Source organism: Phocaeicola faecicola, assembly GCF_013618865.1.
GTDB lineage: Bacteria > Bacteroidota > Bacteroidia > Bacteroidales > Bacteroidaceae > Phocaeicola > Phocaeicola faecicola.
In genome coordinates, this window is the sequence record NZ_JABSOE010000014.1 from 49089 (window position 1) to 70426 (window position 21338).

Annotated in this window: 15 protein-coding genes; 10 read left to right on the top strand and 5 right to left on the bottom strand. The window is 50.3% G+C overall.

All coding sequences use genetic code 11. The annotated features are described in order from the left end of the window. Position 1: 1 nt before the first annotated feature. From H3001_RS05855 to H3001_RS05890, 8 genes are all read left to right on the top strand, one after another. A complete protein-coding gene (locus H3001_RS05855; RefSeq protein ID WP_181214360.1) occupies positions 2–3232 on the top strand; it encodes an efflux RND transporter permease subunit in 3231 nt (1076 codons plus the stop codon). Positions 3233–3234: 2 nt separating this feature from the next. After that, the gene (locus H3001_RS05860) at positions 3235–4623 is read left to right on the top strand and encodes an efflux transporter outer membrane subunit (protein WP_181214361.1); all 1389 of its coding nucleotides are present in this window, start codon (positions 3235–3237) and stop codon (positions 4621–4623) included. A gap of 22 nt (positions 4624–4645) precedes the next feature. After that, entirely contained in the window at positions 4646–5419 is a 774-nt protein-coding gene (gene lpxA / locus H3001_RS05865; protein ID WP_181214362.1) for an acyl-ACP--UDP-N-acetylglucosamine O-acyltransferase, read from the top strand. Continuing rightward, positions 5416–6072 carry a TetR/AcrR family transcriptional regulator gene (locus H3001_RS05870; RefSeq protein ID WP_246368506.1) on the top strand — a complete coding sequence of 219 codons (657 nt, stop codon included), beginning with the start codon at positions 5416–5418 and terminating at the stop codon, positions 6070–6072. Before lpxA ends, H3001_RS05870 begins: the two co-directional genes overlap by 4 nt. A gap of 57 nt (positions 6073–6129) precedes the next feature. Beyond that, on the top strand, positions 6130–7503 hold the full coding sequence (locus H3001_RS05875; protein WP_181214363.1) for an SGNH/GDSL hydrolase family protein: 1374 nt from the start codon (positions 6130–6132) through the stop codon (positions 7501–7503). Continuing rightward, positions 7490–8470 carry an SGNH/GDSL hydrolase family protein gene (locus H3001_RS05880; RefSeq protein WP_246368507.1) on the top strand — a complete coding sequence of 327 codons (981 nt, stop codon included), beginning with the start codon at positions 7490–7492 and terminating at the stop codon, positions 8468–8470. Before H3001_RS05875 ends, H3001_RS05880 begins: the two co-directional genes overlap by 14 nt. Next, entirely contained in the window at positions 8448–9929 is a 1482-nt protein-coding gene (locus H3001_RS05885) for an MBOAT family O-acyltransferase (protein WP_181214365.1), read from the top strand. The genes H3001_RS05880 and H3001_RS05885 overlap by 23 nt, the downstream gene beginning before the upstream one ends. A 119-nt stretch (positions 9930–10048) precedes the next feature. Then, positions 10049–11653 carry an alpha-galactosidase D gene (locus tag H3001_RS05890; protein ID WP_394367795.1) on the top strand — a complete coding sequence of 535 codons (1605 nt, stop codon included), beginning with the start codon at positions 10049–10051 and terminating at the stop codon, positions 11651–11653. A 171-nt stretch (positions 11654–11824) separates the two neighbouring features. On the opposite strand, the gene H3001_RS05895 is transcribed toward H3001_RS05890, so the two are convergent. The 4 genes from H3001_RS05895 to radA form a co-directional block, all read right to left on the bottom strand. After that, positions 11825–14230 (bottom strand): TonB-dependent receptor, encoded by a 2406-nt coding sequence (locus H3001_RS05895; RefSeq protein ID WP_181214367.1) that lies wholly within the window; start codon positions 14228–14230, stop codon positions 11825–11827. Positions 14231–14611: 381 nt separating this feature from the next. Then, positions 14612–15196, bottom strand: coding sequence for a helix-turn-helix transcriptional regulator (locus tag H3001_RS05900; protein ID WP_394367793.1), 585 nt, complete (start codon positions 15194–15196; stop codon positions 14612–14614). Between the two features lie 10 nt (positions 15197–15206). Then, the gene (locus H3001_RS05905; RefSeq protein ID WP_181214368.1) at positions 15207–16862 is read right to left on the bottom strand and encodes an NAD(P)/FAD-dependent oxidoreductase; all 1656 of its coding nucleotides are present in this window, start codon (positions 16860–16862) and stop codon (positions 15207–15209) included. 67 nt (positions 16863–16929) lie between these two features. Then, positions 16930–18306, bottom strand: a complete 1377-nt coding sequence (radA, locus tag H3001_RS05910; RefSeq protein WP_181214369.1) for a DNA repair protein RadA — start codon at positions 18304–18306, stop codon at positions 16930–16932. A gap of 309 nt (positions 18307–18615) precedes the next feature. On the opposite strand from radA, the gene H3001_RS05915 reads away from it, so the two are divergent. Both H3001_RS05915 and H3001_RS05920 read left to right on the top strand, forming a co-directional pair. Beyond that, positions 18616–19353 (top strand): M23 family metallopeptidase, encoded by a 738-nt coding sequence (locus H3001_RS05915; RefSeq protein WP_246368508.1) that lies wholly within the window; start codon positions 18616–18618, stop codon positions 19351–19353. Positions 19354–19420: 67 nt separating this feature from the next. Then, entirely contained in the window at positions 19421–20209 is a 789-nt protein-coding gene (locus H3001_RS05920) for a hypothetical protein (RefSeq protein ID WP_181214370.1), read from the top strand. Positions 20210–20240: 31 nt separating this feature from the next. Here H3001_RS05920 and H3001_RS05925 read toward each other — a convergent pair whose 3' ends face one another. Beyond that, positions 20241–20948: an adenine nucleotide alpha hydrolase gene (locus H3001_RS05925; RefSeq protein ID WP_181214371.1), complete on the bottom strand. Its 708-nt coding sequence runs from the start codon at positions 20946–20948 to the stop codon at positions 20241–20243. Positions 20949–21338: the final 390 nt, after the last annotated feature.

Here is a 21338-nt window from a genome sequence, read left to right on the forward strand (position 1 = left end):
AATGAAACTAGATAAATTTATTAACCGCCCGGTACTGTCAACGGTAATTTCTATCTTGATAGTTATCCTGGGTATTATCGGTCTGGCCACCCTGCCGGTAACACAGTATCCGGACATTGCGCCTCCTACCGTATCGGTAAGAGCTACCTATACGGGAGCCAATGCGCAGACCGTTTTGAACTCAGTAGTGGCACCGCTGGAAGACCAGATCAATGGTGTGGAAAATATGATGTATATTCAGTCTACTGCTTCCAACAGTGGTTCGGCGGATATCAGTATTTACTTTAACCAGGGTACCGACCCGGATATGGCTGCGGTGAACGTGCAGAACCGTGTGTCAATGGCGCAGGGTCTGTTGCCGGCCGAGGTTACCAAAGTCGGTGTGACTACTCAGAAACGTCAGAACTCTATGTTGCTGATCTTCTCTTTGTACGATGCGGAAGATAAGTACAACATCGAGTTTATCGAAAACTATGCGAAGATCAACTTGATTCCGGAAGTACAGCGTGTAAAAGGTGTGGGTGATGCCAACGTGATGGGTCAGGACTACTCTATGCGTATCTGGCTGAAACCGGATGTGATGGCACAGTACAAGCTGGTTCCGTCGGATATTTCTGGAGTATTGGCTGAACAGAATATTGAAGCGGCTCCCGGACAGTTCGGTGAACGCGGTAACCAGACTTTCCAGTATACGATCCGTTACAAGGGACGTCTGCAGCAGACTGAAGAATTCGAGAATATCGTAATCAAGGCATTGCCTGACGGTGAGGTGCTTCGTCTGGGAGATGTGGCACGCATTGAGCTGGGCCGTCTGGCTTATACCTTTAATAATACGGTAAACGGTCATAAGGCGGTAACCTGTATCGTGTTCCAGATGGCAGGTACCAACGCTACCGAAACCATCAACAACTTGCTGGATGTAATCAGCAAGGCTGAAGAAAACTTGCCTTCGGGATTGAAGATCAATGTGGCTCAGAATGCCAACGACTTCCTTTACGCTTCTATCCACGAAGTAATCAAGACATTGATCGAGGCCTTTATCCTGGTGTTCATCGTAGTATACGTATTCTTGCAGGATATGCGTTCTACCTTGATTCCGGCCATTGCCATTCCGGTGGCGTTGATTGCTACCTTCTTTGTGTTGAAACTGATCGGCTTTAGTGTGAACTTGCTGACACTGTCGGCCATGGTGCTTGCCATTGCGATTGTGGTCGATGATGCCATCGTTGTGGTCGAAGGTGTCCATGCCAAGCTGGACCAGGGATATAAATCGTCTCGTGAGGCTTCTATTGATGCCATGAGTGAACTGGGCGGTGCATTGGTTTCCATTACACTGGTCATGATGTCCGTGTTTATCCCGGTAAGTTTCATGGGAGGTACGGCCGGTACGTTCTACCGTCAGTTCGGTATTACAATGGCCATCTCTATCGCCTTCTCGGCATTGAACGCGCTGACATTGTCTCCGGCACTGTGTGCCATCTTCCTGAAACCGCATGATTCAGAGCACAAGCCTAAGAAGATGAGTATGGTAGACCGCTTCCATACTTCGTTTAATGCAGCTTACGATTCTTTGTTGAAGAGCTATAAGAAACGTGTGGTATTCTTCATTCATAAGAAATGGTTGTCATTCGGTCTGGTAGCTGCCTCTATCGTGCTGCTGGTATTCTTCATGAAGATTACTCCGACCGGTATGGTGCCGAACGAAGATACGGGTACCATCATGGGTGCAGTGACACTGCCTCCTGGAACCTCACAGGAACGCGCTATGGAAGTGCTCCAGCGTGTAGACAGTCTGGTAGCAGCAGAACCGGCCGTACAGTCACGTACCATCATTTCCGGTTATAGCTTCATCGGTGGTCAGGGACCTTCTTACGGTTCTGTCATCATCAAGCTGAAAGACTGGGAAGAACGTTCAATGATGCAGAATTCGGACATCGTATATGCTACTTTGTTCATGCGTGCCCAGAAGGTAATCAAGGATGCACAGGTATTGTTCTTCGCACCTCCTATGATTCCGGGTTATTCTGTATCAAGCGATATCGAGTTGAACATGCAGGATAAGACCGGTGGTAGCCTGGATCACTTCTTTGACGTAGTCAAGAATTATACCGCTGCCCTGGAAGCCCGTCCGGAAATCAACTCTGCAAAGACAACCTTCAACCCGAACTTCCCTCAGTATCAGCTGGATATCGATGCGGCAGCTTGTAAGAAGGCTGGTATCAGTCCGAGCGATATCCTTACTACCATGCAGGGATATTTCGGTGGTCTGTATGCATCTAACTTCAACCGTTTCGGTAAGATGTACCGTGTAATGATTCAGGCTGAACCGGATGCAACGAAGAATATGGAATCACTGAACAGTATCAAGGTCAGAAACGGAAACGAAATGGCTCCGATTACACAGTTCGTAAGCATGAAGAAGGTGTACGGTCCGGATATCATCAGCCGTTTCAACCTGTATACTTCCATGAAGGTGATGGTGGCTCCGGCTTCCGGATATACTTCAGGTCAGGCATTGCAGGCCATTGCAGAAGTGGCAAAAGAGAACCTGCCTATGGGATTCGGCTATGAGCTGGGAGGTATGGCGCGTGAAGAGGCTTCTTCAAGCGGAAGTACTACCGGTATCATCTTTGTGCTGTGTTTCGTATTCGTTTACCTGTTGCTGAGTGCACAGTACGAAAGTTACATCCTGCCGTTGGCCGTATTGCTTTCAGTACCGTTCGGTCTGATGGGTAGCTTCGTATTTGTCAACGGATTCGGTGCACTGGGAAGCATCCCGGCCTTGAAGATGATTCTGGGTACGATGTCAAACGACATCTACATGCAGATTGCCTTGATTATGTTGATGGGTCTGTTGGCTAAGAATGCCATTCTGATTGTTGAGTTCGCCCTCGACCGCCGTAAGCAGGGTATGAGTATCTCATGGGCTGCCGTACTGGGTGCCGCTGCCCGTCTGCGACCGATTTTGATGACCTCACTGGCCATGATCGTTGGTTTGATTCCGTTGATGTTGGCCATGGGAGTAGGTGCTCACGGTAACCGTACGCTGGGTGCTTCTGCCATCGGAGGTATGTTGATCGGTATGATTTTCCAGATTTTCATCGTGCCTGTACTGTTCGTGGTATTCCAGTGGCTGCAGGAAAAAGTCAAACCGATGGAATGGGATAGCCTTGATGAAAGCGAAGTAGAAGCTGAAATCGAACAGTATTCTCCAACAAACATTCACAAATGATTATGATGATGAAAAAACAGATAATAGGAACCATGTGTCTGGCTGCTTTGATGAGTAGCTGTCACATTTACAAATCATACGACAGACCGGAAACGATAGATGCCTCGGGCATCTATCGTGACCCGGCATCGGCTGTCGATACGCTGGCTGCCGATACCGCAAATATGGGTAACCTGCCCTGGAAAGAAATTTTCCGGGATGCAAAACTGCAGGCGCTGATCGAGGAAGGTTTGTCCAAGAATGTGGATATCCAGGCTGCAGCGCTCCGGGTACAGGAGGCCAAGGTGATGCTTACCGCTGCGAAATTGTCTTACTTGCCTTCCATCAATCTGGCTCCTCAGGGAACTGCCACCAGCATGGGAGGAAGCAATTATGTAAAGGCATATCAGTTGCCGGTATCTGCCAGCTGGGAAATTGACCTTTTCGGAAAGATCCTGAATACCAAGCGCGGACAGAAGGTGGCTTATGAGCAGAGCAAGTACGCAGAACAGGCTGTCCGTTCACAGATTATATGTGGCATTGCCAACGTATATTATTCGTTGCTGATGCTCGACCGTCAGGTGGAAATCACTACCGAAACTGCGGCTATCTATAAAGAGAATGTACGTGCCATGGAGGCCATGAAGATTGCCGGTATGACTACCGAAGCAGCTGTGGCACAGATGCGTGCGGCCAGCCATCAGGTTGAGGCTTCTCTGCTCGACCTGAAGCGCCAGGTACGTGAAACGGAAAACTCTCTGGCAGTGTTGCTGGCAAGAACTCCGCAGACCGTAGAACGGGGTACACTGGCCGAACAGGTAATGCCGGAAGAACTTGCTGCGGGTGTTCCGATGCAGTTGCTCGAGAACCGTCCGGATGTGAAGATGGCGGAAATGACTTTGGCGGCTGCTTATTATACTACCAACTCTGCACGTGCAGCCTTTTATCCGGGACTGAACATTACAGGTCTGGCCGGCTGGACAAACGGTTCGGGAGTGACTGTGGTTAATCCGGGAGAATTCATGCTCCAGGCTTTGGCTTCATTGGCACAGCCTATTTTCAACAATGGAAAACTGATTGCCAACCTGAAGGTGTCAAAGGCTGAGGAAAAGATTGCCCAGATGAACTATCAGCAGACGATTCTGGAAGCAGGAAAAGAAGTGAGTGATGCCTTGTTCCTCTTCGATACACAGACTAAAAAACTGGCAGAAGACCGTGGACAGGTGGAACAGCTTGATAAGGCTGTGACATACACCAATGCCTTGTTCCAGAGCGGAGAGGCTACTTATCTGGAGCTACTGACTTCACAGCAGAACCTGCTGAGTGCTCAGTTGAGCGAGGTAGCTGATAACTTCCAGCGCATACAGGCTGTCATCAACCTGTACAGTGCATTGGGAGGGGGCAGAGAATAATTAACCTTAAATACATGCAACTATGATTAGTCCATTAGCTTACGTGGATCCGTCTGCAAAGATTGGAAAAAACGTTACCATTCATCCTTTTGCCTATATCGACAAGAATGTTGAGATAGGCGATGATAATGTAATTATGCCGTATGCGAGTCTGATGAGCGGTACTCGCATGGGAAAGGGGAATACTGTATATCAGGGAGCAGTGGTTGCTGCGGTTCCTCAGGATTTTGCATATCAGGGAGAAGACACACTGGCTTACATCGGTGACCACAATGTCATTCGTGAGAATGCGGTGATTATCCGCGGTACACATGCCGGTCATGCTACCCGTGTGGGAGACCATAACTTCATCATGTCGGGAGCCCGTCTGTCGCATGACGTACAGGTAGGAAACCACTGTATTGTAGGTAACGGTTCTCAGGTTTCGGGAGATTGTATCATTGAGGACTATGCGATACTGACTTCCAACGTACTGATGCAGGGAAAGACTCGTCTGGGAAGCTATTCAGTCGTACAGGGCGGATGCCGTTTCATCAAGGACATTCCTCCTTTCATTGTAGCGGCTCACGAACCGATTGCTTTCTATAGCATCAATACCAAGGTGCTGGAGCATGCCGGATTCTCGGAAACCCTGATCAAGCACATTGCTCAGGCTTACCGTATCTTGTACAAGGCAAATACCTCTCAGCACGATGCGTTGTTGCGTATCCGTGAACAGATACCGCACAGCAAGGAGATAGATATGATCATTTCGTTTGTAGAAACCTCTCAGTTGGGAATTATCCAACATGGATGAAAAAAACAGATATGGCGGGCGTAAAGAAAGTAAAGTGTGACAGAAAGGAATTGAGACAGAGGGTGCTGGCTGTAGCAGCCCGGGCATTTGCCGTTCATGGCATACGCAATGTGCGCATGGATGACATTGCAGGCTCGCTGTCTATTTCGAAACGGACGCTTTACGAACTGTTTACCGACAAGGAACAGCTTTTGCTCGAAATCATGTTGGAGCATCACCGGGAGATGCATCTTTATATTGCGGAAGTAGCTTCCAGGGCAGAGAATGCCCTGGAAGTGATTTTCGCTTTCTATACGCGCAAGTCGAGGGAACTGTGCGAACTCAACCCGTCGTTTTTCCGTGATTTAAGAAAATATCCGAAGGTGCTGGAGTGCATCCGGGAAAAACAGAAGGCGAACGATGCAGAGGCATTGGCGCATTTCAAGCAGGGAGTGAAGCAGGGAATTTTCCGCGACGACATCAATTTCGATATTATCAACCAGGCTATGTCCATGCAGTTGGACCTGCTGATTTATTCCGACATCACCGAAGATTATCCGCTGGCCGATATTTACCGGGAAATCACATTTTTACACATGAGGGGCATTACCACGGAGAAAGGTATGCAGATGGTAAATGCTTTTTTGCAGTCTGTGGTCGAAAAGCAGGAGTGATACTCTCCTTGGTAATTAAAAATACCCTATCTTTGCACCTGTTTATTATGGTGACAGATGAAAAATAAAATAACTTTTACCTTCTTTTTGGCAGCCTGTGTGGTAGCCGGACTGCTCGGACTTTATTATTTGCCTTCGCTGACGATAGGTAATCATACACTGCGGAAAGTGGATATTTTATCCGATCTGCGTCCGGAAATCCCGGAAGTGGTAGCCGATTCCGATACGGTGGTACTGCCTCCTCCCGTGAAACCGGTCTTCGTAGATACCTGTAAGGGAGGGATGGTCTGCATTGAGGATTATTCCGACTCTACCATGCGCGGCATGAGTCCTTTCTATGAGGCTCTGCTTCAGCACCAGACCCTTGGCCGTCCGGTCCGTATTGCGTATTTTGGAGATTCTTACATCGAGGCTGATATCCTGACAGCCGATTTGAGAGCCCTGCTGCAGCAGCGTTTCGGGGGCTGTGGAGTAGGTTATGTGCCCATTACTTCCGCTACCTTCGGATTCCGTCCTACCGTGAAGCATTCGTTTAGCGGCTGGGAAAGCCATTCGATTACTGACTCTACTTACTTCGACCGTGATTTACAGGATATTTCCAACCATTATTTCATTCCCCGCACCGGTGCGACGGTAACGCTGCAGGGGCAGAAGAAATATGCGGTCCGCCTGGATACCTGTGAGGTTTCTGCACTGTATTTCCAGGCAAGCGATTCGGTGAGACTGACTGCAGTGATTAATGGCAGCCGTACCGAGCATTTTGCCCTGCCCGGAAAAGAGGGACTGCAGGCCGTTTCCGTGAATGGACGGATTGGAAATGTCAAGTGGACGGTCGACGATACAGATTCCCTGGCTGTATTCTATGCGGCTACCATGGATCCGCAGGAGGGTGTCGTTGTGGATAACTTCAGTACCCGCGGCAGCAGTGGACAGCAGTTGCGGAACATTCCGTACTCCATTCTTGCCGACTACAACCGCCTCCGTACGTACGACCTGATTGTCTTGCAGTATGGACTGAATGTGGCTTCGGAGAAGGGAGTCAACTATTCCTATTACAAGGATGCCATGATCAAGGTCGTGGCTCATCTGAAAGCGGCCTTTCCTCAGGCCGGTATCCTGATTGTCGGAGTGGGAGACCGTGAGAACAAGAACGAAAACGGCGACCTCCGTACGATGCCGGGTGTCAAGAACCTCATCCGTTACCAGCAGGCACTGGCTGCGGAGGCGCAGGTGGCATTCTGGAACCTTTTTGAAGCCATGGGTGGCGATGGAAGCATTGTCCGGATGGTGGAGGCGAAGCCTTCGCAGGCCAATCTGGATTACACACACATCAACTTCCGGGGAGGGAAGCACCTGGCCGAAATCCTGTTTGAGACATTGATGTATGGAAAAGAGCAATATGAAAAGCGGAAGGCCTATGAAGCAGAGTAAGCGATTGTTCCGTTCCGCCTGGTGCCGGAAACACTGGCTGGCAGTCATCCTCGTATGTCTGCTGCCTACTGCCTTGTGGGCGCAGGACAACTTGCCGTCTCAGGCGGTTCCCGACAGGCATTCCGTACCCATCTATCCCAGTCGTGAAATCAGGGAACTGATGCGTTTTGTGGCTGTCAGCAACCCGATGCCGGAAACCTTCCGGGATACATTGGACAACGTGATTACCGATCCGGTGGGGTCACTCTATCCGTTCTGGCAGAAAATGAGCCGGATGGACCGTCCCTTGCGCATTGTGCATATCGGAGATTCGCATGTGCGCGGACATTTATTTCCTTATGTCATGCGCCGCTGCCTGGAAGATGATTTCGGAAAGGATGCGGTAGAGGATATTCCGGTGGATTACCGTACTTCAGGGCTTGCCAGGGAGACCGGCAAGAACGGCATCGTGTATCACATGCTGGGAGTCAACGGGGCTACCTGTGCCAGTTTTGCCACTCCGGAGCGTCTTGACGAGGTGATTGCCCTGCATCCTGACCTGATCATTCTTTCTTTCGGTACGAATGAGGCGCACGGATGGCGCTATGTGGCTTCCGAACACGAGGCTGCGCTGGACCGTGTCATCACCCAACTGAAGGAGAGTTGTCCGGGTGGGCATTTTCTGCTGACTACTCCGCCGGGGGCCTATGTCCGCAACGGCAGAAGGGGAAAGCGGATTCCTAATCCGCGGACGGAAAAGGTGGTGGATACCGAACTCCGCTATGCCCGTGAACACGGACTGGCCATCTGGGACCTCTATGATACGGTAGGAGGGAAGCAGCAGGCCTGCCGGAACTGGGACAATGCGGGCATGTTCCAGCGTGACAAGATTCATTTCACCCGTGAAGGATATATTTTGCAGGGATTATTATTACATGAAGCATTTATAAAAGCGTATAATCAATATGTGGCAACTGGACTGGAGTAAACTTTCTGATTTACTGACGTATAATCCGCAGCAGCCGATGATTTTCAGCAGCGGACTTTTCTTGTTTCTCTTTTTGGGCTTTAGCCTGGTGTATGTGCTGTTGCAGAAGCATACATCGGCCCGCCTGCTTTTTGTGTCTGCCTTTTCGTATTATTTCTATTATAAGAGCAGTGGTTTTTATTTCTTCCTGCTGGGAATCGTGACGGTGAGCGACTTTCTGCTTGCCCGTCGGATGGAGCGTACCGAGACTCCCTGGAAGCGGAAACTGCTGGTAACGGTCAGTCTGTGTATCAATCTGGGACTGCTTTGTTATTTCAAGTACACGAATTTCTTTTACGAGATGCTGGCTCCGCTGTGGAACGGAAGTTTTCAGCCGCTGGATATCTTCCTTCCGGTGGGAATCTCGTTCTTTACCTTCCAGTCGCTGAGTTATACTCTTGATGTGTACCGCCGCGACCTGAAGCCGCTGGATCATTTGCTGGATTATGTCTTTTATGTGTCGTTTTTCCCGCAGCTGGTGGCTGGTCCTATTGTGCGTGCCCGTGATTTTATTTCTCAGATCCGGCAGCCGCTGGTGGTTACTAACGAAATGTTCGGCCGAGGAGTCTTCTTTATAGTGAGCGGACTGTTCAAGAAAGCAGTGATTTCCGATTATATCAGCGTAAACTTTGTGGAGCGTATCTTCGACAATCCGGGACTGTATTCGGGACTGGAGAATCTGATGGGTATTTACGGGTATGCGCTGCAGATTTACTGCGACTTTTCGGGATACAGTGACATGGCCATCGGTATTGCCTTGCTGCTGGGGTTCCATTTCCCGCTCAACTTCAATTCTCCTTATAAGTCGGATAGTGTGACCGATTTCTGGCATCGCTGGCACATTTCGCTTTCTACCTGGTTGCGCGATTACCTGTATATCTCGCTGGGAGGCAACCGGAAAGGGAAAATCCGTACGTACATCAACCTGATTCTGACCATGTTGCTGGGAGGTCTGTGGCACGGAGCATCCTGGAATTTCGTGGTGTGGGGAGGATTGCATGGAGTGGCACTGGCTGTGCATAAGTTTTTCCGCAACCTGATGCATCGTCCGAAGAATTACCGCAGTACCGGATTCCGGAAGTTCTTTGCCGTCATACTGACTTTCCACTTTGTGTGTCTGGGCTGGATCTTTTTCCGGAATACGACTTTCGAGGCTTCGCTGACTATGATCCAGCAGGTATTTACTGCCTTTCATCCCGAACTGGCGGGGCAGTTGTTTGCCGGATATTGGGAGGTCTTCGCACTGATGGCAGTTGGTTACCTGCTCCACTGGTGCCCCGACAGTTGGCAGGAAGCCTGCACGAAGGGCATGATCCGGCTTCCGCTGATTTTTCAGGCCCTTATTCTGATCCTGCTTATCTTCCTGGTGATACAGGTGAAGAGCAGTGACATACAGCCGTTCATTTACTTCCAGTTCTAAAGCGGAAACCGGTGCCGGCAATGCCGGTGCCCGATGGGGCGGCTGGAAGCAAAACTGAAATTGAATTTGTAATACTTTAAATCTGATTTACCATGAAAAATGTGAAAGTACTGAGTCTGATGGCAGGCTGCTTTCTGGCTGCTTGTCCGGTAACTGCCGGGGCACAGCACGTGTCGCCGGAACCCCCTATTATGGGTTGGAGCTCGTGGAATACCTATCGGGTGAACATCAACGAGGCACTTATCCGTACTCAGGCCGATGCCATGGTCCGCCAGGGACTGCAGGAGGCTGGGTATCGTTTTGTAAACATCGATGACGGCTTTTTCGGCTGGCGTGACAAGGAGGGAGTGCTTCATACGCATCCCGAACGTTTTCCCTACGGAATGAAGGGGATTGCCGACTATATTCATTCGCTGGGACTGAAGGCGGGTATCTATTCCGAGGCGGGAAGCAATACGTGCGGTTCTATCTGGGATGCCGACCGCAACGGTATCGGGGTAGGGATGTATGGCTTTGAGCGTCAGGATGCCGACCTGTTTTTCAACAAATGGGGGTTTGACTTTATCAAGATTGATTATTGTGGGGCCGGTCAGCAGCTCGACCTGGACGAGGAGGAGCGGTATACGGCTATCGTGGAAGCCATCCGGGAGGTGTCTCCGAAGAATATCTCATTGAATGTGTGCCGTTGGGCTTATCCGGGAACCTGGGTGAAGGGACTGGCTACTTCCTGGAGAATCAGTGGGGACATTACGCCTTCGTGGACGTCTGTGCGCGACATCATTGCCCGGAACCGTTACTTGTCGGCTTTTGCCGGTGACGGTCATTACAACGATATGGATATGCTGGAAATCGGGCGTGGACTGTCGCAGACAGAGGAGGAGACGCATTTCGGCATGTGGTGCATGCTGAGTTCCCCGCTGCTCATCGGTTGTGACCTTACCCGCATACCGGAAAAGTCGCTGGAGCTGTTGAAGAACCGCGAGTTGATTGCGCTGAACCAGGATTCGCTGGGCCTGCAGGCTTATGTGGTGCAGCACGAAGGAGAGGGGTATGTGTTTGTAAAGGATATCCTGCAGCGGCGGGGACGGGTGAGGGCCGTGGCTTTGTATAATCCGTCGGATTCGCCTTGTGCGTTTTCTGTCCCTCTTTCCTGTCTGGAACTGGAAGGCAAGACCCGCTTGCGCGACCTGGTGCGGGGAAAGGACGAGCGTCCGGTGAGCGACTGTATCCGTTTTGAGGTACCGGCTCATGGGGTGAAGATTCTTCGGGCTGAGGCGGAGCGGCGTCTGGAGCCGCAGCTCTATGAGGCCGAACACGCTTACCTGAATGAGTTTGATGACCTGGCCAAGCGTCCCCGGGGGATTGCCTACATGCCTTTTGAGGGGGCTTCGGGAGGAATGACCATCTGTAATGTGGGCGGTCATGCATCCAACTATGCGGAATGGAAAGAGGTGTTCAGTGAAAAAGGCGGAGCGTACCGGATGACCATCCATTATGTTCCGGCCGAACGGCGTGAACGGGAAATCAGTGACCGTAGACTGACGGTTTCGGTGAACGGCAACCAGGTGGAACTGGACGGACTGGAGACCGACCGTTCGAAAGGGGTGGCAACGGTAGCACTGACGGTAACCCTGCGGCCGGGGTATAACGTGGTCCGTATGGGAAGCCGGCTGACATGGACGCCCGATCTGGACTGTTTTACACTGGTTCCGCTTTCGGAATGAGTGACCGGGAAAGTCAATAATTCCATCCTGTAATATCTGAAAATAAAAATCTCCTCAGACAGCCTTTCCCGGCTGAATGAGGAGATTTTTGTATCCGCTTCTGTCTGTATTTCTGTCGTGTTCCAAAGGGAACCGCATGTGAAATCTGTCGCCTTTCAGACAGGTGCCGTATCAGAAACGGCAGCGGATATCGATTCCGGCCTGCACGGGGCGTCCCTGTTGTGCGAAGCCTCTGTTCATGGTTTCAAAGTAGAATGCCTGATACTTTTCATTGAGCGCATTGTTGACCCAGAAAGCGATTTCACCATTGCCTTTATGCAGGGCGATGCGTCCGTTCAGGGTGCCGTACAGTGCCTGGCTGGCATTGTTCTGCTCTGTCCAGTAAATGCGTCCTGCCGCCTTGTAGTTTACGTCTACAGTCAGGTTGTCCAGCAGTTTGCAGTTGTTGAACGGCTGTGTATATCGTCCGCCTACGGTGAAGGTATGCTTCGGTACGAAAGGCACGTAGTTGCCGTTGTAGCTGATTTCCACGACTTCTCCCTGTGCGTTCTTACCGTTGGTCACATAGTCGGTAAAGGTGGCATACGTATAACCGTAGTTACCGTTCAGGCTGACACGGTCGGTAAGTTGTGCACGTACGCTGGCTTCGGCTCCTATGCTCCGGCTCTTTCCAGCGTTGACCGTAATACGTCCCAGACCGCTCTCTGCAAAGCGTGAAATCTGCTGGTCGTGCGTATCCATGTAGAAACCTGCCAGATCGGCCTGCAACTTGCCGTTGAAGAGGGTCAGGTGAGTACCGATTTCATAGTTCCATGAATACTCCGGTTTATAGAGTGTGGTTTCGGAAATATTGGTACCTTCTTTCTTGAACTTTTCCAGCATGCTGGCGAATTTGCTGAACTCTTTGCTTCCTGCTACCGCATCAATCATGGAGTTGCGCAGCGAACCTTGGATGATTTCCGAGAACATCTGGATGTTGTAACCTCCCGAACGGTATCCCTTGCTCACACTGGCATATACGTTGTTCTGCTTGTTCCACGCATACTGCAAGGAGAATTTGGGAAGTACCTGCAGGTAATCGGTCGATTCCTTGCCGTCGAAAGCCGAGAGGGCATGCAGTCCTTTGGCCTCAATCGGAATAGGAATGACTCCCATCTTGAAGAGAAAGTCGAAAGGCAGGTCCGTAGAGGTATGATAGTCCATTTTCAGCTTTTCATAATCCAGACGGACACCGGCCGTTACCGACAGACCTTCTACAAACAGGTCGTTGAAGGTCGACTGGTGGTAGATTGCACCGTTCAGAATCGGGGTGTTGAAATGTCCCGGTATCAGCAGGTTGTCGGTAGTTATGTCTACATTCATGGTAGGCGCCATCGGATTGCCGGTCGGGAAAATACTGTTGATATTCTTCTCCAGCAGGTCGTTCACTCCGTCCTTGCGGAAAGTCACCGGACCGTCGGTTCCCAGCCACTGGTAAAATCCGCTGATACCCGTTGTCCACTGCCAGCGGTTTCCCGGTTTCGATTTCATTACCAGTTCCTCAGAAACCGTTTTGGAATTCTGTTTCTGCATCATGGTATAGATATCCTTTTCGGTAAAGTCCTGGTCAAGGTCCATCTGGTCATACAGATACTGGAAACCGGTAACGCTGCTCAGGATGAAATGGTCGGCCTGATGCTCCAGGTTCAGTCCTCCGTTGATCATGTTCCGCTTGTATCCGCACTCATTGTTGTACGCAATCTTGCCCACATACTCTTCCCGGTCTTCCTGTCCTTTCACCATACCGGTGTATTCATACGGATAACCTCCCTGGTTGGTATATTCATAATTCAGGGTAAAGTCCAGTTTCAGGTTTTCCTTCGGCAGATAAATGGCACGTACCCTTCCTCCGAATTCGTTGTTCGTATCAATGCGCTTGCCGGTCAGGCTGTTCTTGAAGAACCCTCCGTCGTGCTCATAGAACAGTCCTACAGAGAACGCAAACTGGTTGGAGATACGGTGATAATGCGTCAGCGAAGCCTTGTAGTCGTTGTAGGTAGCCCCGCTCAGTCGCAGGTCGGTACCCTGATAGCTGAAAGGAGACTTGGTAAACACACGGATGAGTCCGCCCATGGTATTGCGTCCGTAGAGCGTACCCTGCGGTCCGCGCATCACGTCAATCCGTTCGATATCCGAATAGTTGAAATCGAAAGCCGACTTGTCTACATAAGGAATATTATCCACATAAAGTCCTACGGCCGGAGTATTGATACGCGAACCGATACCGCGTACATACACCGATGTGGTCAGCTTCGAACCGTAATCCGGGATGAACAGGTTGGGCACCAGTCCCGAAAGCGACTTGACAGAAGTCACGCTCTGGCTCCGCATGTCACTCTGCGAGAACGAAGTCGACGAAACGGACTGCTGGCGCAGGCGGTTGTTTTCCTTTGGAGTCGCAATCACAATCACTTCTTCTATATCAATCACTTTTGTAGTATCTTTTACTGCACTGTAAGGCTCGTGAACCGGAAATGCGACAGCTGTTCCTGCCAATGTCACGGCCAGGGGAGTCAATAAGATCTGTTTCTTTTTCATTGTCTGTTTAGCCTCTTTTCTATTAATTGTAATCCTTTTTATTTTGGATGCAAAATAAGTTGAAATCATTAAAACCTGCAATCCTAATTTATGAGGATACTGTAGTGAGAAAGTACGGGGAAGCAACAAGGAAAGGCCTTCCGGATTCCTTCGGAAATAAGTCCGCGTATCATTAAGCATCTGTCTCTCCTTCTTGACAGGTGAAAGAAAAGCCCGCGAGGAATCACGGAAAAGGCCGCGGCGGACGGAGGAAAACCTCGCGGGAAAATAAAAAAAGACCGCGAGGTTTTCTTTCTCCCTTCACGGTCCGTTGCTCCATGCATAACCGGAAGTTGCCTTCCGGACGTAATGTTTTTCCGTCAGCCTCCGGATACCCTTATGTCATACCCGGTCGGCCTCGATGTATCCGTGCATTACCGCATAGATAGCCAGTCCGGATACCGATTTGATACCCAGTTTCTCCGTAATGTTCTTCCGGTGCGAAATCACGGTCGTCAGACTGATGTTCAGCTTGTCTGCGATTTCCTTGTTGATGAGGCCCTTGGTCAGCAGTACCAGCACCTCGATTTCCCGGGGAGAGAGGTCGCGCTCCGCCCCTTGCTGTACCGTCACCGGATGGTGCGTCATCTCATGTCCGTGCTTGCGCAACTGCATGATGCTTTTCACCAGCACGTCGCGTGGCTGCCACAGGTTCAGTGTCGGAACCCCGTTCAGCAGCGGCTGTTCGCCTGCCGAAAGAACGATACACTTGGGACGGCGTTCCAGAAAGAAAGCCGTATGCTCAAAATAAATCTGTGCCGACACAAAGTAGTGGGCATACATGTCGGGAGTGTCGTCAATCAACTCTTCGAAAGTCGGGAAGACACGGATGACGGCATTGGGGAGCAGTTCCTCCAGAATGGTCTGCAGCCCCAGTGCGGTCAGGGTATTTTTTTCCAGAATGGCAATTTCAGACGGATGCATCATACAATGGAATTTACAGGTTTAAATATGCGGCGGCAGCATCGGCACACCGTTCTCCATCAATACCGGCCGAAACGATTCCGCCGGCGTATCCGGCTCCTTCTCCACAAGGGAAGAGGCCCTCTACGGTGACGTGCTGCAGGGTTTCGGCATCACGGATAATGCGTACTGGGGCCGAGGTACGTGTCTCGACGGCAATCATCACCGCTTCGTTGGTCAGGAAGCCGCGCGAACTTTTGCCGAAAAGCTGGAAGCCCTGGCTGAGGCGTTCTCCCACAAACTTGGGCATCCAGAAGTGGAGCGGAGAAGACACCAGTCCGGGACTATAAGACGTTTCGGGAAGGTCGTAGCTGAGTTTTTTCCGCGTAAAGTCCATCATGCGCTGTGCAGGTGCTGTCTGGCGCATGTTGCCCTGCTGCCAGCAAAGCTGTTCCAGTTTTTCCTGAAAACGCATCATGGAAAGCACGTGCGGCTGTCCGGCACTGTCGGAATGCGACTGACTTTCGGCAATCAGGGCCTCTGTCTCTGCTTCTGCCGATCCTTCGATCAGTTCGCCGGCCTGTACCTGCAGGTCGGGATGTAGCAAGTCTTCCGGCCGTATTTCCACTACCATGCCCGAGTTGCTCCACCGTCCGCCACGGTTGCTGGGGCTCATTCCGTTGACTACCAGCTGATGAGGACCGCTGGCTGCCGGAACGACGAAGCCTCCGGGACACATGCAGAAACTGTATACGCCCCGTCCGCCGACCTGCTGTACAAAACTGTATTCGGCTGCAGGAAGGTATTTTCCCCTTCCGTTTTTATTGTGATACTGAATCTGGTCAATCAGTTGCGACGGATGCTCCAGCCGGACTCCGACAGCCAGTCCTTTCGCCTCGATCTGCACCCCGTTCCGGTACAGCCAGCGATATACGTCGCGTGCCGAATGTCCGGTAGCCAGGATGACCGGTCCGCGGAATGTCTTTCCGTTGTTGGTCTCAATACCCACTACCCGGTTATTTTCAATAATCAGCCTGTCCATGCGTGTCTGGAAATGCACTTCTCCTCCACAGTTCAGGATGGTATTTCTCATGTTCTCAATGACCCGTGGAAGCTTGTCGGTGCCGATATGCGGATGTGCGTCCGACAGGATGGCCGTACTGGCTCCGTGCTGACAGAATACGTTCAGGATTTTTTCCACGCTGCCCCGTTTCTTGCTTCGGGTATAGAGCTTTCCGTCGGAGTAGGCTCCGGCTCCTCCTTCACCGAAACTGTAGTTGGACTCTGCATCTACCTTGTGGTCACGACTGATGCGCGCAAGGTCCAGTTTCCGGTCCCTCACATTTTTACCCCGCTCTACGACAATGGGACGCAGTCCCCGCTCGATGAGGCGCAATGCTGCAAAGAGTCCTCCCGGTCCTGCACCGACCACGATGACCTGCGGCCTTCCTTCCACGTTGCGGTATTCGGTCTCTATGAACTCTTTCTCGGCAGGCTCTTCGTTGATAAATACCTGAGCCTTGACGTTGACGAAAATGGTCCGCTGCCGGGCATCAATACTCTTCTTCAGTACCCTGACTGCATGTATGGTGCGTATATCCAGCCCCTTTTCCCGGCTGATATATTGCTTGAGCGATTGTTCACTGGCTGCCTGTTCGGGCAGAATTCTTAGTTGATATTCCTGTATCATAGGGCGTTAGGTTTATAGTCTTTTGTGTTTCAGTCTTTTCCGCTGCCGGATTGGGCAGTAAGCCGGATTATCCGAACAATACCCGGAAGGCTTCCTCTACCTTACGGACGGGAATCAGTTCGATCTTGATTTTCTTACGGTCCAGTCCCTGGAGGTTGTGTCTGGGTACCAGCATCCGCTTGAAACCCAGTTTCTCGGCTTCACCGATGCGCTGTTCGATGCGGTTGACCGGACGGATCTCACCGCTCAGTCCCACTTCTCCGGCCATGCAGACTCCCGGTTCAATCTCCGTGTCCACGTTGCTCGACAGGATGGCACTGATTACCGCCAGGTCAATGGCAGGATCGTTTACCTTCAGTCCGCCGGCGATGTTCAGGAACACATCTTTCTGAGCCAGCTTGAAGCCAACGCGCTTTTCGAGCACCGCCAGCAGCATGTTCATTCTCCGCAGGTCGAAGCCGGTAGCCGAACGCTGCGGCATTCCGTAGGCGGCCGTGCTGACCAGTGCCTGCACTTCAATCAGGAAGGGACGGATACCCTCTACCGCACAGGCGATGGCCACTCCGCTCATTCCTTCGTGGTCTTGGGTGAGCAGCAGTTCCGAGGGGTTGCTGACCTCCCGGAGTCCGTCCTGGCGCATTTCATAGATGCCCAGTTCGGCCGTACTTCCGAAACGGTTCTTGATGCTCCGCAGGATGCGGTACATATAATGCTGGTCGCCTTCGAATTGAAGGACGGTATCTACAATGTGTTCCAGTACTTTAGGACCGGCAATGCTGCCTTCCTTGTTGATGTGGCCGATGAGTATGACCGGCGTGCCCGTTTCCTTGGCGAATTTCAATATCGCCGCCGAACATTCGCGTACCTGTACGATACTTCCCGGAGAAGAATCGATGTTTTCGGTCGAGATGGTCTGGATGGAGTCGATGATGACCAGGTCGGGGGCCGTATTCTTTATATGGGTGAAAATCTGTTCCAGCGAGGTCTCGCAGGCAATCAGCAGATTCCCGCTGTTTTCGGCATGAGGGATACGGTCGGCACGCAGTTTGAGCTGGCGGACGCTTTCCTCTCCCGAAATATAGAGCACCTTCTGTCCGGCAAGCCGGAGTACGGTCTGAAGTACCAGAGTCGACTTACCGATGCCCGGCTCTCCGCCGATCAGCGTTAGAGAACCCTGTACCAGTCCTCCTCCCAGTACACGGTTCAGCTCGTGGTCGCACATATCCATGCGCTGCTCTTCTCCCGAGACAATCTCATTCAGCCGCTGAGGCTTGGAGCGTACCGACTCAATGCCGTGGGCCACGTGTTTGGCAACAGGAGTTTCCTTTCTGACCACTTCTTCCACAAATGTGTTCCACTGTCCGCACGAAGGGCATTTTCCTGCCCATTTGGGAGATTCCTGTCCGCAGTTCGTGCATACATATACTGTCTTTTCCTTTGCCATAGCGTTTCAACAAGTTCTTATGTTCCATTATACCTCAACAAAGTAACAGATTAAAATTTTAAGGGCAAAATATTTGGTCTGAATTATGCATACTTTATGAATGAAAATGGAGGGGCGGAAAGGCGGGAGGGGGAGTACGGGCGCAGCAAACGGGAGGGGCTTGGAACAAAGACGGGACAACCATCATGTTTTCGGCTTTTTAATGGGAAATGTGAAGCTATTTTTGTATTTTTACTTGAAAATAGTTATCTAGGTACTAACTTTAAATTTAATAGCTGTTGAATGATGTGGGATAGAAGAAAAATTGGAATGAGTGTAGTTTGTGGTTGTCTGTCGTTTTTTTCTCTTTCAGCTCAGTCGCTTTCCCGGCTGATAAAGAGACCGGCGGACATCATAGAGTCCAAATGGGAAACCAATTCGGCTCAGGACCAGTGCCTGAACTATTATAATCATGATTATTGTGATTATTACGTATACCGTCAGAATGACCGGTCGTATAATCTCGCACCGGGAAAGAATACGATTTTTAAAATTGCAAAGGACTCCAATTTTGACAATCCGTTTAAAAATCCTTCTTCGTATTCTTATTATCGGGGAATTTTTGTCCGGGACTTTGATATCACTTTTCCTTATGCCTTGCCGGTAAAAAACGGGGAAAAAACAGCCTGGAAGATTGATCTGCGTGAACGGATGAAGACATTGAACTTCTATATGCAGAAGGGAGATACTGTGTATGCTACCCGCGGCGGGGTTGCCTGTACGACATACAGTGACCGGCTGTTGCTGGTTTATCATGCCGATCATTCTTTTGCGGCTTATCTGGTGATGGACCAATGCTTCATCTCTGCCGGTGACCATGTACAGACGGGTCAGCCGGTAGGTATTGCGGGCCCAACGGGAGTTTCCGTTTCCTATTTCTTTCTGGACGAGAATAAATTTGAATATGCTATGTCTTCGGGATATGCTTATTCTCATTTTGTCCCGTATTTCCGAACCACGGAGGGGGACATCCAGCTGGAGGAAAAAAGTTGTATGAGGCTGTGGTAGACGATGACTTGGTTACGAAGGAAATGACCAAGCGTGAAAAAAAGAAATACATGAAACAAAAAGGATTATGAAGGGCTTTTTCGTCTTTTTGATTTGGACCTTGGGGGTATGCTGCAGGCTGGATGCCCAGGTGCTGTACATTGAATACGCAGGCAATGCTTTATCCGACGAGACTAAGGAACGCATTGAGAAAATGATGGATTTCGAGAAGGGTTTTTACTCCTCTTTCGGACTTCCCGATACGTTAAGGGTACGTCTTACTGTTTTCATTGACCGTGAGGATGGACTGGACTACCTGGATAGTCTGGGAGTAGGCAAGGTCCAGCCTTTACAGAATGTAGGCGGACTATACAACAACCACAGGAGAGAGGCTGTCATTTTAGGACTGAAGGAGGAGGAACCCGGTAGTCTTTCCACCATTTATCATGAACTGAGTAATTTCTTGACTCGCCAGGTCTTGAAGAATAATCCTCCGGCATGGCTGATGGATGGGCTGGGAGAATATTTTGAGCATTGTAATCTAGGAAAGAGAGGGGTAAAGCATTCACTGGATACCTATGAAAAGGGGAGAATCCGTACCATGTATATGTTGGGAGAAGTGAACCTGAAAGAATTCGTAGATGCCGGCAGGAAAAAGTTTATGAAGCAGCAACGGACCGATGAGCAGTCGGCTTATATATTGGCGCACGCATTGGTCACTTTTCTGATTGAAAAGATGCCCCGGTCTTTGTTGGTGGATTTGTTTGCATCGTTTGATGACAAGACGAACCTGGCACCGGTATCGGAGAAAATAGGGCTGGTATACCCCGGGGGATTTGCAGTTTTCGAGAAAGATTTTGCCAAACTTTTCCAGTAAAACAACCTGCAGGAAGATGCAGGAAGACGGCTTATTCTTCCTGCAGGTTGGCAAACCAGTAAGAGTAGGTACGTACCTCTCCTGTGTCGAGTTTGATATCATAGCTCTCCATGAAAGGCTCTCCCAGGCGGAAAGGTACCGGATATGAAAATATCGGACCGTCGTAACAGAAGGTGTGGTACTCTCCGTTTTCTCCGTTGGGGTCGCAGCCGGAAGGAAGGGAGGCAATGAATTCAGCATCGAGGGTTTTTCCGATAGCCTCTTTTCCCAATCCGTCGTGCATGGTAGTGACAATGATCGTTTTCAGCCGGGTCTGAAGGAAATCATCCATTACCTCTACTGTATTTTTCCCCCACAAGGGTTCCACCACCTGAATCCCCATCGGCTCCAGTTGCCTTTTCCGGTATTGCATTACGTCGTGCAGGAAAATATCCCCGAAGATGAAATGGGTAATCCCCATTGCCTTCAGTTCTTCTACGGCTTCGGTCATGGCCCGGTTATAGTCGTCCATGTCTCCCCGCGGACGGAGACCGATTATTTTCAGTGGAATACCGATGCTCCGGCTCTGTGCCTGCAGCAGTTCCATCGGGATACCGTGCATGGTAGAGCGTGTGGTTTCCCGATTGACAGTAGTGAGCAGGAAGAGTATTTCATATTCGTCCGACTGCATGATTTTCCACAAGGCATGTGCAGAGTCTTTTCCTCCGCTCCAGTTGAAGACAGCTTTTTTCTTTTGCATGGCTGATACGGTGATTGATGAATATGTATATAAAAAAACTTGCATGCAGGAATACTGCATGTAAGCAAAGAATAATTGGTTATTTGTTCAGGTCACTGCTCAGCAGGAAGCGTTTTATCGGGATGATTGCATCCAGAATTGTTCCGTTCACAGATGACAGCTTAACGTTCAGGGTAATGCCTCCCTGGGCATCCTTTTCTATCGACTGGTATTCGATGAATACTTCTTCAAAGTAGAGTGACTTCTTACTGTCGTTGTATAACGAATGAACTATAATAAAAACTTGAATATATTTAACAATTATAAGTATGTTTATGCTTATGTATAATGAAAGCTCGTCGGGCCTGACTGCTCAGTCCCTTGCCGTATGGCGCTCCCTCCGCAGGAGTG

Coding starts and splice junctions, on each gene's coding strand:
- H3001_RS05880 (WP_246368507.1), top strand. CDS start 7,490: ATGAAGCAGAGTAAGCGATTGTTCCGTTCCGCCTGGTGCCGGAAACAC.
- H3001_RS05855 (WP_181214360.1), top strand. CDS start 2: ATGAAACTAGATAAATTTATTAACCGCCCGGTACTGTCAACGGTAATT.
- H3001_RS05915 (WP_246368508.1), top strand. CDS start 18,616: ATGAGTGTAGTTTGTGGTTGTCTGTCGTTTTTTTCTCTTTCAGCTCAG.
- H3001_RS05895 (WP_181214367.1), bottom strand. CDS start 14,230: ATGAAAAAGAAACAGATCTTATTGACTCCCCTGGCCGTGACATTGGCA.
- H3001_RS05875 (WP_181214363.1), top strand. CDS start 6,130: ATGAAAAATAAAATAACTTTTACCTTCTTTTTGGCAGCCTGTGTGGTA.
- H3001_RS05860 (WP_181214361.1), top strand. CDS start 3,235: ATGATGATGAAAAAACAGATAATAGGAACCATGTGTCTGGCTGCTTTG.
- H3001_RS05905 (WP_181214368.1), bottom strand. CDS start 16,862: ATGATACAGGAATATCAACTAAGAATTCTGCCCGAACAGGCAGCCAGT.
- H3001_RS05900 (WP_394367793.1), bottom strand. CDS start 15,196: ATGATGCATCCGTCTGAAATTGCCATTCTGGAAAAAAATACCCTGACC.
- H3001_RS05920 (WP_181214370.1), top strand. CDS start 19,421: ATGAAGGGCTTTTTCGTCTTTTTGATTTGGACCTTGGGGGTATGCTGC.
- lpxA (WP_181214362.1), top strand. CDS start 4,646: ATGATTAGTCCATTAGCTTACGTGGATCCGTCTGCAAAGATTGGAAAA.
- H3001_RS05870 (WP_246368506.1), top strand. CDS start 5,416: ATGAAAAAAACAGATATGGCGGGCGTAAAGAAAGTAAAGTGTGACAGA.
- H3001_RS05890 (WP_394367795.1), top strand. CDS start 10,049: ATGGCAGGCTGCTTTCTGGCTGCTTGTCCGGTAACTGCCGGGGCACAG.
- radA (WP_181214369.1), bottom strand. CDS start 18,306: ATGGCAAAGGAAAAGACAGTATATGTATGCACGAACTGCGGACAGGAA.
- H3001_RS05885 (WP_181214365.1), top strand. CDS start 8,448: ATGTGGCAACTGGACTGGAGTAAACTTTCTGATTTACTGACGTATAAT.
- H3001_RS05925 (WP_181214371.1), bottom strand. CDS start 20,948: ATGCAAAAGAAAAAAGCTGTCTTCAACTGGAGCGGAGGAAAAGACTCT.